Source organism: Cellvibrio sp. KY-YJ-3, assembly GCF_008806955.1.
GTDB lineage: Bacteria > Pseudomonadota > Gammaproteobacteria > Pseudomonadales > Cellvibrionaceae > Cellvibrio.
Window position 1 is genome coordinate 691,464 of the sequence record NZ_CP031727.1, and the last position, 14,530, is coordinate 705,993.

The following is a 14,530-nucleotide window of genomic DNA, read 5'->3' on the forward strand; positions in this document are numbered from 1 at the left end:
TTTGAATATGGAGCAGCCAATGTCGTTGTGGATTGATGATCAAAATGCACTAGAAAAAATCAGTAAATTAGATGCTGAAGACTATATTAAGCAGGCGTTGCTTGACCTACATAATGATGGAATTGCAGTTTTGAGAGGTATTCACTCTGCTGACGAGTGCACGGCAGTAGTAGATGATTACTTAAAGTGGTCAGCTCAAAAGGCCGATTATGTATCTCAGAATCTTGATGAGCTAGGACGCCCCAAGCGTCTGGTGAATTTTCAAATGGTCTCTGCTAATGCAATGAAAATTGGCGCGTCAGAAAAGATACACAAAATATTAGATATTTTATTTGATAAGAAATCATCTTTTTACACATCCCTTACATTCAAATATGGAACTCAACAGCCAGTACATAGAGACACTCCTCATTTCGCGACCTGGCCAGGCTCTCAATTTGTTGGCGTTTGGACTGCATTAGAAGACGTTGATAAGAACGCTGGCCCACTCTTTTATCACAAAGGCGGACATAGGTTAGTTATAGACTCAGAAAAGAAATTTTTGTCTGAAGCTATCGCTAGAGAACCTAATGCAACGCAAAAAGATCAATTAAGGTTAGCGTTAGACTTGTACAACGGAGAAGTAATCAGAAAAGCGACAGCTTTTGTAGAACCTACAACCTTGATGCTCAATAAGGGCGATGTCGTGATATGGCATCCTCAAATGCCTCACGGTGGAACGGTAGCGGGAGATCCTATGCGGAGTCGCTGGAGTATAGTTTGCCACTGCGCGCCGGAGTCCGTCCAAGTATTTCAGCATGATATGTTTTTCTTACACGAGGGCCCTAATCCCCCAGCAAATCGCTATGGATTTATAAACCATGAGAATAGGAAAGTTGCCCTATCAGGTGATGTAAGCTTCATGTGATCTATTTTCTACATACGGCGGCCGACACCCGCCATATGTAGTTACGAATGAAAGCAAACATCAACAATCGAAAATTTCAACATTGCTTAACCCTCTTCAGCTTACGGAATCTTCAGACCTGATTTATTGGCCGGAGTAAGCGATCATATATTCAGCTTTTCCGAGCACCAGAATTACTTGATGTTCCACTTACGAAAAAAATCACTACTTATATCAAGCACACACAGCAAGCGATTAGGCGCATCTGCGTCATATAGTAGTACAAAAATGCTATTACTCCTCATTAGAGATCATATGCCACTACAAATCCGACCATCCTATGAATGACATCCGCTCTCACTTAAAGTACAGACCAGACATTGATGGTCTCCGCGCAATTGCCATTTTGGCTGTTGTGATATTTCATGCCTTCCCCAGCTTGATCCCTGGCGGTTTTATTGGGGTTGATGTTTTTTTTGTTATTTCAGGGTTTTTAATATCAAGTATTATTTTTTCTAACTTTAAGAATGATAAATTTTCGTTTCTTGATTTTTACAAAAAGCGTATCAAGCGCATTTTTCCAGCATTATTATTAGTTCTTCTAACATCCTTTACAATTGGATACTTTGTCTTACTGCCTGATGAATTTAAGCAATTAGGAAAACATATAGCAGCTGGTGCATTTTTTTCTCAAAATTTTATTTTGTGGCAAGAAGCGGGTTATTTTGATACAGCTTCAGAAACTAAACCCTTGATGCATTTATGGTCACTGGCGATAGAGGAGCAATACTATTTGCTTTACCCAGTACTGATTGCGTTTTTATGGAAAGCCAAAAAAAATATACCGCTCACCTTAGTCGTACTCTCTATAGCTTCGTTTATATCATGCGTGTTCTTCACATATAAGAACTCATCTATGGCATTCTTTATTCCTATAACACGCATATGGGAACTTTTAGCCGGCTCTCTTTTAGCCTACGGTAATATTTTTTATTCAAACAAAGCAAATGATTGGCCATATAAAAACACCTACTATAAAAATGCAGTTTCTATAGCAGGTCTTGTTCTGATAATTATTGCTGCCTTCACAATAGACAAAAGTTTGCCTTTCCCAGGTTGGCTATCACTTTTACCAGTGCTTGGTGCAGTTCTCTTGATCCACGCAGGAAATGATGCGGTTATTAACAGAGCAGTATTATCTAATCGGCTAATGATTTTTATCGGGCTAATTAGCTACCCACTTTATTTATGGCATTGGCCGTTATTATCATTCCTTCAAATTGTAAAGTCCGGAAATGAGCCTGTATCTTATCGAGTGATTGCAGTTTTGGTTTCTGTTTTTTTAGCTTGGGGGACTTATCGTATATTTGAGAACCCAATCAGGTTTAGATTCAAATCCAAGTTGGTAGCTCCTTATCTTGCAATTTCCTTAACAGCTATCGCCGGAGCGGGGCTATATATATTCATGCAAAATGGACTTCAATCAAGAGAAGCTGTCAAAGCAAACACCATTATTACCACAGGCCAAATAAGTGGCGATCTCGGATTTTTAACAAAAGGCTGTGGTGTGGCTCCTGAGGATGAGGGCAAATTTGGGGACTGCATGAGAGATAGCAGAAGCACTCCTAGTTTTTTGTTGTTAGGAGATAGTAAAGCCTCCGCTCTATCAGCCGGAATATTCCTAAAATCATCAAAAGAAAAATCGTGGAAATTTATAGGAGGTAATGGACCAAATGGCGCCCCTATAATGGTTTTAAGTAACAATCAATTATACGAGCAATATCAAACACTATCGAAAATAGCACTTGAAGTTGTTACAAATGATAATGATATTAAAGTTGTCGTACTTACTGTCGCAACACGCGCCTTATTTCAGCTTAAAACTGATTATACGATTGAAGATCTACCGGAAAATCCAAATTTTGATGTTGCATACGCAGGACTAAAGAATGCAATAAGTAAAATGATTGACGCAGGAAAGAAAGTTGTACTCGTGGTTGACAACCCTAGCTTAAAAGATCCTAAACAATGCATAACTCGAAAAACAGCTTTCATATTGCTTGATAATTTTCTATCGCTGGATAACACATATCAATGCCACATATCATATGAAAGCCACTTGAAAACCTCTGAAAAATACAGAAAATTGCTTGAAAGTATCAGAGAGCTTAATCCAGAAATGATCTATATTTATGATCCTCTTCATTTACTCTGTGACATTCAACAAAATAAATGTACAACGGTACTGAATGGAAAACTGCTATATGGCTACTCTGATCATATATCTCCGTACACGAGCATGCTTATTGCCGAAGAGTTAGTTCCATTTGTTGAAAAAATAGCTAAATAGCTGCCGAAAAAACAAGAAAAATTATTTTTCCACCAAAAGAAAGGATTTCGATTGGTGGAAAAAATAACATTTATAGACTTGACCTTAGGCAACAATATCTTTCGTCTCGCCTTAATTTTGATGTGAAAGCAGAATTTAGTATTGAATATGCGTTGTTATATCTGAATGTAATTTTTCGCCAAGATACAATCTAACCAGCTCACGAAGATAACGCTTAAGATATTGATATTCCATATTCAACCTCAAGAATTTATAGGCTACAGTGTCTAATAAAAGTTTGGAAAACCTCTGTCTAAAAACATGTGTAAAAAATCCTATTTCAGGTAAATAAGCTCAATCTCTTTTTAGTATTACGAAAATATTTATTACTCTTCAATAATCATACTAATAGATTGGTTAAGACTTAGATTATTTGTATCTATGACAAAATCAGGACTGAGAGGGACCTCGTAAGGAGATGATACGCCTGTAAAGTGTGGGAGTTGTCCAGAGCGTGCCTTCTGATAAAGACCTTTTGGATCCCTACTTTCGCAAACCGCCAGCGAGGTACTCAAGTATATTTCACAGTAATTACTCTCTCCAATTATCTGTTTAGCCATATGGCGATCAGCATTAAAGGGGGTAATAAATGCGGTGATGACAATTAGTCCTGCATCATTCATTAATCGACTAACTTCTGCAATACGACGTATATTTTCAGACCGATCTTCAGATGAAAAACCTAAGTTTTTATTTAATCCATAACGAATGTTATCGCCGTCAAGCACGTAACAAAGCTTACCTTGATTAAACAAGGTTTCTTCCAAGCCATAAGCTAATGTGCTCTTCCCTGAACCGCTTAATCCTGTTATCCAATATGTGATCGCTTTTTGCTTGAGCAGACCTTCCCTTAGTTCCTTATCAATAGAACCTGATGTTTTCGTTAGATTTGATATAGTATTCATAACAGGTCATTTTTTAATATTAATTGACGATAAAAGCTTAATTGATGAAACTCTTCTTTCGCTTTGAATTTTTTTGCGTTGCTTTAATATTTCACCTAGTTTGCTTAAAGCATCAAACTTCGCTTTAAGGATTATCTTCCCCCGTCCTTTTAATAAAAAAAATAATATGGCGAAAAAATTTGCCGCCAAATGGAGTGGAAGAGAAAGCAAAAGCAATAAAAAAGGCATATTGCGTAGGTAAACCCAGATTAGATTTCGATGCCCATGGTAAATCGCAAAGTCACTATCTTGCCCACCCGAGGTCATAGAGCCTATATGACTCACTCTAGCCGAGGGTGCATACCAGCTTGTATAGCCCCGTGCTCTGAGACGAAAACCGAGATCAACATCCTCACAATAACAAAAGAATGACTCTTCGAATCCACCCACTTCAACCAATGCATCAAGTCGATACAGTGCTGCAGCAGCACAAGGAGAGAAAATTTCTCTCTCGAGTAGATCGTTATCAGTAATCAATTCACCATGCTTTTTTCGCCACATATAGCCACTGATGTGATAACAATCACCTATACCATCCACTATGCCGGGGAAACCGTGCATCAACTGTAGAGAACCGATTGATGCCGCGCTAGGATGTGAGGTCATCGCTGCCAATAAACTTTCGAGCCATTGTGGCTCGGGAAAAGCATCTGGATTTAACAACGCAACATAAGGAGTAGTAATTTTTTTTAACGCGATGTTATTCCCTCTCGCAAAACCCTCATTTTTATTTAATGCAATTATCTCTATGCGATCCATACCTATTACGGAGGCCAAACTATTATCCGTGCTTGCATTATCTACTACATAGATAACCTCCGGCGTTAAGGTTTGCTTTAGAAGGTGCTGAACACATTTTTTCAGTACCGTTCCTGCGTTCCAGTTAACGATTATCACGCTAATTGGTATTGTCGTATTTTGCATTTTTAACCTTATAGCGGCGGACTTATTTGACTTGAAGATATATCAAAAATGGGATTTACATTTATATTTAAAAAATGAACCGGAAAAATACTTTATATGTTTTATCCCCTTTTTAAATGCGCCACCACCAAAATGAACGATACGCAATTCAGGGTGGTGTACTACCCGACTGATTGTCGCTATACGACGGCTTAGATTAAAATCCTCAAAGTACATAAAAAAATCGGGATCAAAGCCGCCAATTTGTTGCGCAATAGATGTTCGCAGGAACATGTAGCAACCACTGGCCAACTCTATTTCAACAGGTACTTGCGTGGGAATAATGTCACGATATTCGTAGCGATAAAGTTTTTGTGCCATGAGTTTGCGCATAAATTCCAAGGAAAAAGCGCGCGCCAATAACACCAATAGTGAGGGTTTGCGCTTGGCAAGGTACTGCCGCTCACCGAACTCATCTACCGCATCCGGTGCCAGCAAACCCACCTGCGGATGTTGATTCATATAATCCAGTGCAAGGCTGATATTATTTTCAGCCAAGAGCACATCCGGATTAAGTACTAAATGATAGTGACTGGTGGTTTGCAGCAATGCGAGGTTGTTGCCGCTGCCATAACCAAGGTTTCCATGCCCCGTTAACAACGTGATTTTTTCAAAGTGAGCATAAAATGCAGACTGAATAGCACAGAGCGCGCGATAGTTTTTTTCATCGGGCCCGTTGTCTATTAAGTACAAATGGCTGACAGCCAAACGGCCTTGTGCCCTTGCATAGGCGCAAGCACAGGCAAGTGATTCTATTGTTGCGTTAAATGTACTGTTGTGAAGATTGTAGGTCACGCAAGAAATACTGAGTGATGCGGGCTCAGTTGCAGTGGAATCAGAAAGCGCCACAATTTACTCCGAAATGGCTTTTTTGTCGGCCAACCCAGAAATTAGCAATAGCTTTGCATTTTCTTTGCGGGTTCTATGCATAAAATCGCTAATTTCATAGAGCGGATCAAAATCAGCTTCAGAGTCCACGATCAAACTGAACAATTCCTGATAGCGATAATTTTCACAAAACCCTTTGGCTTGGTTAACTAAAGCTTCCAAGTCAGCGGCTGCCATTTTCTTTTCCTGGGCACGCATGATCCTCGGGTGAATAGTGCCTTCACAGTTGTCGCCACAAAGCAATTCTTCATACAACTTTTCCCCAGCGCGCAGACCAGTGAATTGGATTTCAATATCACCATTGGGGTTGTTTTCATCTCTGATGCTATAACCAGAGAGCAATGCCATTTCACGGGCGAGATCCAGAATTTTTACCGGTTCGCCCATATCCAACACAAATACATCGCCACCCTGTGCGATGGAGGCTGATTGAATAACCAACTGCGCTGCTTCACTGATAGTCATGAAGTAGCGCACTATGTCTTTATGGGTAACGGTGATGGGGCCACCCTTATTGATTTGCTCGCGAAAACGCGGCACTACGGAGCCGGAAGAGTCCAGTACATTGCCAAAGCGCACCATACTGAAAATAGTTTTGGACGGCCGAGAGGCGAGATCCTGCAGCACCAATTCAGCAAGACGCTTTGAGGCCCCCATGATGTTGGTGGGGCGTACCGCTTTATCGGTAGAGATTAATACGAAATTTTTAACATTGTTGCGCAGAGCGGCTTCGGCGGTGTTTTTTGTACCAAACAGGTTATTTTTAACACCTTCAATAATATTCTGCTCAACCATGGGGACATGTTTATAAGCAGCGGCGTGGTAAACACTGTGCACGTCAAATTGACGCATCACCATATCCAGCAGCGGAAAGTTTTGCACGGATCCCAATAAAGAAACCAGTTCCACTTGCGGTAATACACCGGCCTGCAGTGCGTTCAATTCTTTTTCAATGCGGTAGAGGTTGAACTCATTTTGTTCAAACAACACAATTTTGAGTGGCTTGAGTTTGATCAGTTGTCTACAGAGTTCGGAGCCAATCGAACCACCGGCACCAGTCACCATCACCGTTTTACCCGTGGTATTTTTGCTCATCAATACAGGGTTTGGTTCAACTGGGTCACGACCCAGCAGATCTTCAATCTGAATATTGCGCAACTCATTAATGCGCGCCACACCTTTGACTATGTCTGTCACCGGCGGAATAGTCTGCACCTGCACCAACAGCGGTTCGAGGTAGCGAATGATTCGTACTCGCTCCTGACGGTTGATATTACCCAAGGCCAGCAAAATACGGGTTACCGAGTACTGCTCAATCAGGGCAGCCAACTTGTGCGGGGGGTATACCGCCAACCCGCTGAGCACACTGCCATGTAGCCTTTTTTCATCATCTACAAATGCAACCGGATTAAACTCACCACTCAAGCGCAATTGGTTGGCCAGGTTATTGCCCGTTTCACCGGCACCGTAAATAACCACATTGATATTACCTCTCGGGGTAACCATTTTAACCACATTGCGAAATACCAACCGCGGTAATCCAATCAAAATCAGCGTGGTAAATACATAAATGATGGGAACAGAGCGCGGCAAAAATGCCTGGAAAAAGAAGGCACTGAGCGTCATTGCAAGGCTTGAAATAAGAATTCCGGTAAAAATGGTCACCATAGCGTGCTGGGTCATGTAGCGCAGAATGGCGCGGTACAACCCCATGCGAACAAAGGTGAAAATAGAAATAGCCAAAGTGAAAGCAAGACACAACAAAAGTGGTTGGTCGATGTTAATCCCTAAACTACCCAAGCGCAGGGCATAGGCAAGATAAAACGATCCAATTATAGCCAGCGCGTCATAAGCGATTGAAATTAATCGTTTTATTGGGCGGGGTGCACTAAGAAATTTGAGAATCAGCGAAGTTTTCATTAGTTCCTTCAGGCCTAAATCTATCCGGCTTGGATGGTATCAAGTGCATGCGCGCTTTAACAGTTTTAACCAGTAACAATTTGTTAGCGCTTCAGCAGTTTTTAACCCATTTTCAGGGTTTTGGTCGCCAGCCAAGTCGAGCGCACGTAGGTTGAATGTCCACTTCCAGATCGCCCGATAATTTATCCAGCTTTGCCCCTAGGCCAGGGCAGAGTGCGAGTACCGCAAGCAGCCACCTTGGGCAGTGAATCAATCTGGGCCGCGACTCCAGGCCAGAGGTGATCAGGCGGATAATATCGGCAGTACTGCGTGCCTGACCATCGCTCACCAACAAGGTCTGCCCTGCAGCCTCAGGATGAACAAGCGCGAGCGCAATAAGGCTGCACAAATTATCCAGTGACACCAGATCGCGGCGATTATTCAATCCGGCAAACGGCAGAGGCACCCCCATAGTCACCAAGCGCTGCAATAAAGCGAGATTACCCTTCATGACCCCACCCCATATAAGTGGCGGCCGGATGATTACGAGTTCAGTTGTGGTGCCATCCAACAGTTGATGTAATGCCTGCTCTGCCGCCCACTTGGAGCGACCGTAGATATCTTGTGGCGCAGCTGGGGAGTCAAAGCGATAAGGCGTGCCAAACGTAGCCTCACCGTTAACCTTGATACTGCTGATATAGATAAACCGTCGCACCCCGCGTGCTAAAGCAAGAGTGGCAAGTCTTCGCGTCTGCTCAAAGTTCACGGTCATATAAAGCGCTTCGGTTGCCGCATCGCTACGACCAGCTTGATGGGCCAGCGCCGCCAAATGGATTATGCCCTCCTGCCCCTGCAAACATGCGCGCACTTGCTCCTCCTGCTGCCAGTGTAGTATCTGATTAGAGGTGCCCTCCAGTTCAAACGGTGCGCGAGTCAACGTGGTAACTGCATGACCTTGGGCCACTAACAAAGGGCATAGAGCACGCCCCAGATAACCATTAGCGCCAGTCACAACCAACCGCATAGAAAAACATCCACAAATGTTTACAAGATTGAGAATTAAAGACGCACTAATAACGACCAACCGCGCCAATACTGCTAACCTTAGAGCGGCGATAAAAACAAAAGCAGCGCCAATAGGCAAGGTAATTCTCTACTCTAAATGATTATGCCAATCCATGAATGACAAGCGTTTCAATTCCATATTGCTGCTCGCCATAGCCGCCACGCTTATCGCGCTGTTATTACAGCAATATCTACCGCAAAAGCGCCTGACCCTTTTACCTAGCAACACCCCCAGTTATTTTTTTCATGCAGGCCCAGGTGAGGATGGATCCCCAGCGGCATTTTGGGTGGATGAACGCAAGCTTCACTGGCGCTGTACGCCTCCCCGCGATAACACCACTCCCTATTTCCCTTGCAGCTTCAACTTACTGCTGACCAATGACGGGCTGCGGGGAACCGATTTATCAGGCTATTCATACCTGAATGTCAAACTGAGGGTGATCGGCAAATCGCGCAAAATTCGCTTTGCAATGCGCAATTTCAACCCCGCCTATTCCACACCGGAGGATGCCAACAGTGGCAAGTTTATCTCCGTCAATATCCCTGTCGGCGACCTGCAAGGTGAGACGCGTATTGAGCTGAGTGAGTTCAAGGTGGCCGACTGGTGGTTGGATCAACTCAACATTCCCCGCATCCATGCACAACCCGAGCGCAGCAATATTACTACCCTGGGTATTGATTACGCCGAGGGTATGGAACCGGGTAACTACGACATGATCATGGAGAAAATTGAATTTGTGGGTGAGTGGGTGAGTGCGGAGACCTGGTATTTAGCGATTCTCACCGCCTGGCTGCTGGGTATTTTTAGCTACGCCATCATCCATTTAATCCGCCTGCGCGAACAGTCACGCCATGACGTACAGGTGATCAATACCCTTAACCAATACACTACTGAACTGCGCCGCGAAACCGACAAGTTCCGCCGTTTGTCTACCGTCGACCCACTGACCCAAGCCTACAACCGCTTTGGTATTGACCAGATTGTCAGCACTATGATCGCGCTGAATGAACGCGAAAGCGGTGCCGGCACGAATCCGGATTTTGCCTTGATCCTGATCGATATAGATCACTTCAAGCGCATCAATGATCGGCGCGGCCACGACACTGGCGACCGGGTTTTACAAGCGGTGGCCACCATTATCGCCAAGGCCATCGGCCGCAAGGATTATCTTGGGCGCTGGGGCGGTGAAGAATTTATTGTGCTGCTACCCAATAAACGCAAGGAATTTGCTATCGCCATGGCGGAGAAAATCCGCCTGTCAATTGATGGAACCCTATTTGAACCGGACAACCCACTCGCGGTAACTGCCAGTTTTGGGGTGAGCGACCGCTTGCCGGGAGAAGAGTTTAATGACACTTTCAAACGCGCCGATATAGCGCTCTATCAAGCCAAAGCCCAAGGGCGCAACTGTTCAGTGATGGCGAGCGATCGCCTTGATGACCACTGAGTTTGCAGTACCCGCCCATTAAAAAACCCGCCGTAGCGGGTTTTAATGCTTGCCAATACCATTTGTCCTAGAGCTTGTCGAAGGAGTCGGTAATCAGGCAATCGAAACGGCGCGCATCATAATCCACCACTCGCGCCACATCTTGCGGTTGAATGATGTTTTTAGCAGCCGCATCTTTGGCAAGCTCTTCGATAGAAGAGCCACTGATCTTGCCGGTATTTTTCGCCTTGAGGAATGACTGCCACACAGGACCAAGTGACAAAAGCATTTGATAGGTACCCTCCACGCGACCAAACGCATCCTCCGGGTCGTGGCTGACATAGAGGTACTGGCCGAGCATAGTGCGCACCGGATTCTCCTCCATGATTAAATCTCCCAGTTCGCGAATCAGATGATCATTGGGTTTCTTCACAATACTGCCAAACGGCATAGCAACAAAACTGATCACTTTGGCGAGGAATTTCACCGGGAAATTATCGGCAAAGTCACGCAGCGCCTCCTGTGCAATATAAAGTGCCCGGGTTAAGGCGTACTCTGCGTGCGCATCTTCTGCGCGGGTGCGTGCATGAGCAGAGTGGAATTTCAAAATCGCACAGGCGATAAACAACTGGCTGTGCACATCACCCAAGCGCGCTGACAGCAACTCGCGGCGCTTGAGATTGCCACCCAAAACCCCGAGGGCAATATCCGACATGGACGCTAAGGCCGCACTCAGCAGATTAATGCGCTGATACCAGCGCTTGCTGAAATCATCGGCATTGGCAGGCAGGCTGCTGAACCGACCACCCACTATGCCCAGCAATTTGGTGCGCAGCATGTTGTTGGCGATATGGCCAAGGTGCGAAGTAAACAACTTATCGAACTTTTTCAGGCCCTCGCTGCCGTTTTCCAACTGCATGGCCTGCATCTCTTCAAATAGGAAAGGATGGCAACGCATAGCGCCCTGCCCAAAGATCATCAGCGAGCGAGTAAGAATATTGGCACCCTCAACGGTAATCGCCACCGGTACCGAGTGGTAAGAAGCGACTAAAAAGTTGCGCGGGCCTTTTTGAATGGCGCGACCACCCACCACATCCATCGAGTGCTCAACCGATTTACGCATCAGTTCAGTGGCGTGATATTTAGCCATAGCGGTCATTACCGACGGTGCGCCGGTTTCCAAGCCCTTGGTAACGAACTGACGCATCGCCTCCAGGGTATAACCGGTCGCCGCGATTTCGGCAGTAGCTTCTTGCACCCCTTCAAACTTGCCGACTTCGGTATTGAACTGGCGACGAATACGCGCATAGGCGCCAACCATGCGGTAGTTCATTTCACCGCTGGCGGTAGACAGTGCCGGTAGCGAAACCCCGCGACCTGCACCGAGACATTCAATCAGCATGCGCCAACCCTTACCGGCCATGGCGGCGCCGCCGATGATCCAATCCACGGGGATAAATACATCCGTCCCATAAATAGGGCCATTCATAAAGGGTGAGCCGGGGTTGTGGCGCTTGCCAATCTCTACACCGGGGTGGTTGGCGGGGATCAATGCACAGGTAATACCGTAGTCAGTTTTGCTGGCATCCCCCAACAAACCTTCAGGGTCGTACACTTTAAAGGCCAAACCCACTACCGTTGCCACCGGGGCGAGGGTGATCCAGCGCTTGCTAAAGGTGAGCTTCAGGCCGATGACTTCCTGCCCTTCAAACATACCTTTGCAGACAATACCGGTATCGGGAATTGAACCCGCATCGGAGCCCGCTTCGGGGCCAGTCAGGCCAAAACAGGGAATCTCGGTACCGTTCGCCAAACCGGGCAACCAGCGCTGGCGCTGCTCTTCGGTGCCGTATTTGACCAGCAGCTCACCTGGGCCGAGGGAGTTGGGAACCATCGCCGTAACCGCCGCCGTGCCGGAACGGCTGGCGATTTTGCTCATAATGCGGCTTTGTGCGTAGGGGCTAAAATCGCGCCCGCCGTACTCTTTGGGGATAATCAACCCAAAGAAATTTTTGTCTTTGAGGAACTGCCATGCCTCTGGCGGCAGGTCTTTAAGGTCATTCTGGATCTTCCATTCGTCCAACAAAGCACAGAGTTCACTGACTTCGTTATCAATAAAGGACTGCTCTTCGGCGGTGAGTTGCGGCAGGCTGATTTCGGCAAACTCATTCCAATCGGGACGGCCGCTAAACAGCTGCTTTTCCCACCAGGTAGTACCGGCTTCCAGAGCATCGCGCTCAGTGGCGCTAATGGGCGGCATGGATTTTTTGAGCATGGCAAACACCGGTTTGGTGAGCAATGCGCGGCGCACGGAACCTACATTGAGCACAACCAGAATCAATGCCAAGGGCACCACTAACCAAGGGGAGAGCATAGCCGGGGTGATAGCACCGAGCACCAGCCAGGCGATAATCACAATCGATGACGCAGCAGCCAAAGCCACCTGACGGTAAGTCAGCACGGCGACCAATATCCATATCGCGAGTAAAGAAAGCAGTAACATCATTTTATTGACCTCTGATCCGTCTATCTGTGTTGGTTTTTATTGCTGATTTATTCTAATCATGGTTTTGCGGCGCAAACCCTACCACTAACCTTAGCCCAATACCGTTAAGTCGGTGATATTTCCATTGCAACACCCAAAACCTTGCCTTGCTTGCGGGCTGGCACAATTTACAACCGGCGTGCACCCAACAGCTGTTGCTCCAACTCATCTACCGCGAGCAATCGATCATCTATTAACTCAATACGACTATCGAGCAGATCCAGCTCAGCGTCTGCGTCCAGTGGTTTCACACTCAGCACACCCTGCTCGGCATTAAACATGTAGACACCCTGATCAGTATTCATCACCGCTTTGGCGCGCACCAGCGCCAACCCGGTCATCCAGCCGAAGAGTTGATTGAAGTCAAACACGATTGCGGGTTGGAACATCCAGCCACAGGAGTAAAACCCCTGCCCGCTATTTTCGCGGCGCAGATACTCCTTACCCTCCGGCAACTTAATTGCCGCATTGTAAAGCTCGCGCTGGGGACTGAGGCGGTTGGGTTTGGCGGCCGCGTGCAGGCCAGGGTGAACGAGTGTGTGAGCCTGGCGCGGATAATCCAGCCAGGGCAATTGTAGAGCCCCCTGCTCCACCGCAAACGACGCTTGTTTAGGCGGTGTAAAACTGGCGACAAGATCGTCGAAATTGGCGCGATCCAGCGGCGAACACTGGTCGATCTTGTTGGCAACCAGCACATCGGCCACGGCGAGTTGATCGTTAAATGTCGCATTGCCTATATAGCGCTCGTCACTCAGTTTGCGCGGATCAACGAGAGTCAGGGTCGCGCGCAAATCCAGCACTGTGTCGTAATATTCGCCGGTCAGGGTATTGATGATTTCTTCCGGGTGACCAAGGCCGGTGGGCTCAATCAAAATGCGGTCGGGTTTGGTGCGGGCGATAAGCATGTTCAGCGCCATTTTCATCGGTAGCCCCGCCACACAGCAAATGCAACCGCCCGGCACCTCACGCACATGGGCGTTACTCTCTTTGAGCAGCGCGCCATCGATACCAATTTCACCAAACTCATTCACCAGCACCGACCAAACCTCGCCCGCCGGTTTAGTCGCAAGCAAGTGTTTAATCGCCGTGGTTTTACCCACTCCTAAAAAGCCGGTGATGATATTGGTTGGAATCATGAAACATCCTTAACACGTTAAATGCCAAACAGGGCTGATGCAGGCAAGCTGCGCGGCCGCCAGTCTAGTGATAATCCACCCCCACTGAAACAGAGCGCGATAAATACTCCCCCCAAGACCATGACTATTTTTTATCAATACTGTGTAAAAATGTAACTAAATGTAATCGGTTGCAAATTTTTGTATGGATGACATAGGTCATAGTTTTAACTATTAAGCCCAAAGCCGCCCTCAAATAAAACTAACAAGTTGTTATTTTTCATATAGATAAATAAAAAACGTTAGAAGCCAATATTTTTATCTATCAAAAGACCCGCTTTTTTATAATTTTTTTTACGCACAAATCATTTGAAAATGTAAACGATTACAAATAGGATTCCGCCTTCTC

General features: G+C 45.9%; 10 protein-coding genes. 3 read left to right on the forward strand and 7 right to left on the reverse strand.

Annotation, left to right across the window (positions count from 1 at the left end; translation table 11 throughout):
* Nucleotides 1–19: 19 nt before the first annotated feature.
* Both D0B88_RS03000 and D0B88_RS03005 read left to right on the forward strand, forming a co-directional pair.
* Nucleotides 20–907 (forward strand): phytanoyl-CoA dioxygenase family protein, encoded by an 888-nt coding sequence (locus tag D0B88_RS03000; protein WP_191966507.1) that lies wholly within the window; start codon nt 20–22, stop codon nt 905–907.
* A gap of 319 nt (nt 908–1,226) precedes the next feature.
* Nucleotides 1,227–3,236 (forward strand): acyltransferase family protein, encoded by a 2,010-nt coding sequence (locus D0B88_RS03005; protein ID WP_151054925.1) that lies wholly within the window; start codon nt 1,227–1,229, stop codon nt 3,234–3,236.
* 365 nt (nt 3,237–3,601) lie between these two features.
* Here D0B88_RS03005 and cysC read toward each other — a convergent pair whose 3' ends face one another.
* From cysC to D0B88_RS03030, 5 genes are all read right to left on the reverse strand, one after another.
* Nucleotides 3,602–4,180, reverse strand: coding sequence for an adenylyl-sulfate kinase (gene cysC / locus D0B88_RS03010; protein ID WP_151054927.1), 579 nt, complete (start codon nt 4,178–4,180; stop codon nt 3,602–3,604).
* Between the two features lie 6 nt (nt 4,181–4,186).
* A complete protein-coding gene (locus D0B88_RS03015; protein WP_151054929.1) occupies nt 4,187–5,143 on the reverse strand; it encodes a glycosyltransferase family 2 protein in 957 nt (318 codons plus the stop codon).
* Between the two features lie 42 nt (nt 5,144–5,185).
* Nucleotides 5,186–6,031, reverse strand: a complete 846-nt coding sequence (locus D0B88_RS03020; RefSeq protein ID WP_191966508.1) for a glycosyltransferase — start codon at nt 6,029–6,031, stop codon at nt 5,186–5,188.
* A gap of 3 nt (nt 6,032–6,034) precedes the next feature.
* Nucleotides 6,035–7,990 carry a nucleoside-diphosphate sugar epimerase/dehydratase gene (locus D0B88_RS03025; RefSeq protein WP_151054933.1) on the reverse strand — a complete coding sequence of 652 codons (1,956 nt, stop codon included), beginning with the start codon at nt 7,988–7,990 and terminating at the stop codon, nt 6,035–6,037.
* A 112-nt stretch (nt 7,991–8,102) separates the two neighbouring features.
* The gene (locus D0B88_RS03030) at nt 8,103–8,993 is read right to left on the reverse strand and encodes an NAD-dependent epimerase/dehydratase family protein (protein WP_151054935.1); all 891 of its coding nucleotides are present in this window, start codon (nt 8,991–8,993) and stop codon (nt 8,103–8,105) included.
* A gap of 154 nt (nt 8,994–9,147) precedes the next feature.
* Between D0B88_RS03030 and D0B88_RS03035 the strand changes: the two genes are divergently transcribed.
* Entirely contained in the window at nt 9,148–10,482 is a 1,335-nt protein-coding gene (locus D0B88_RS03035) for a GGDEF domain-containing protein (protein ID WP_151054937.1), read from the forward strand.
* A 67-nt stretch (nt 10,483–10,549) separates the two neighbouring features.
* Here the strand turns inward: D0B88_RS03035 and D0B88_RS03040 are convergent, their stop codons facing one another.
* Nucleotides 10,550–12,967 (reverse strand): acyl-CoA dehydrogenase, encoded by a 2,418-nt coding sequence (locus D0B88_RS03040; protein WP_225318511.1) that lies wholly within the window; start codon nt 12,965–12,967, stop codon nt 10,550–10,552.
* A 167-nt stretch (nt 12,968–13,134) separates the two neighbouring features.
* Nucleotides 13,135–14,142: a GTP-binding protein gene (locus D0B88_RS03045; protein ID WP_151054939.1), complete on the reverse strand. Its 1,008-nt coding sequence runs from the start codon at nt 14,140–14,142 to the stop codon at nt 13,135–13,137.
* Nucleotides 14,143–14,530 lie beyond the last annotated feature (388 nt).

Coding starts and splice junctions, on each gene's coding strand:
- D0B88_RS03000 (WP_191966507.1), top strand. CDS start 20: ATGTCGTTGTGGATTGATGATCAAAATGCACTAGAAAAAATCAGTAAA.
- D0B88_RS03005 (WP_151054925.1), top strand. CDS start 1,227: ATGAATGACATCCGCTCTCACTTAAAGTACAGACCAGACATTGATGGT.
- cysC (WP_151054927.1), bottom strand. CDS start 4,180: ATGAATACTATATCAAATCTAACGAAAACATCAGGTTCTATTGATAAG.
- D0B88_RS03015 (WP_151054929.1), bottom strand. CDS start 5,143: ATGCAAAATACGACAATACCAATTAGCGTGATAATCGTTAACTGGAAC.
- D0B88_RS03025 (WP_151054933.1), bottom strand. CDS start 7,990: ATGAAAACTTCGCTGATTCTCAAATTTCTTAGTGCACCCCGCCCAATA.
- D0B88_RS03030 (WP_151054935.1), bottom strand. CDS start 8,993: ATGCGGTTGGTTGTGACTGGCGCTAATGGTTATCTGGGGCGTGCTCTA.
- D0B88_RS03035 (WP_151054937.1), top strand. CDS start 9,148: ATGAATGACAAGCGTTTCAATTCCATATTGCTGCTCGCCATAGCCGCC.
- D0B88_RS03040 (WP_225318511.1), bottom strand. CDS start 12,967: ATGATGTTACTGCTTTCTTTACTCGCGATATGGATATTGGTCGCCGTG.
- D0B88_RS03045 (WP_151054939.1), bottom strand. CDS start 14,142: ATGATTCCAACCAATATCATCACCGGCTTTTTAGGAGTGGGTAAAACC.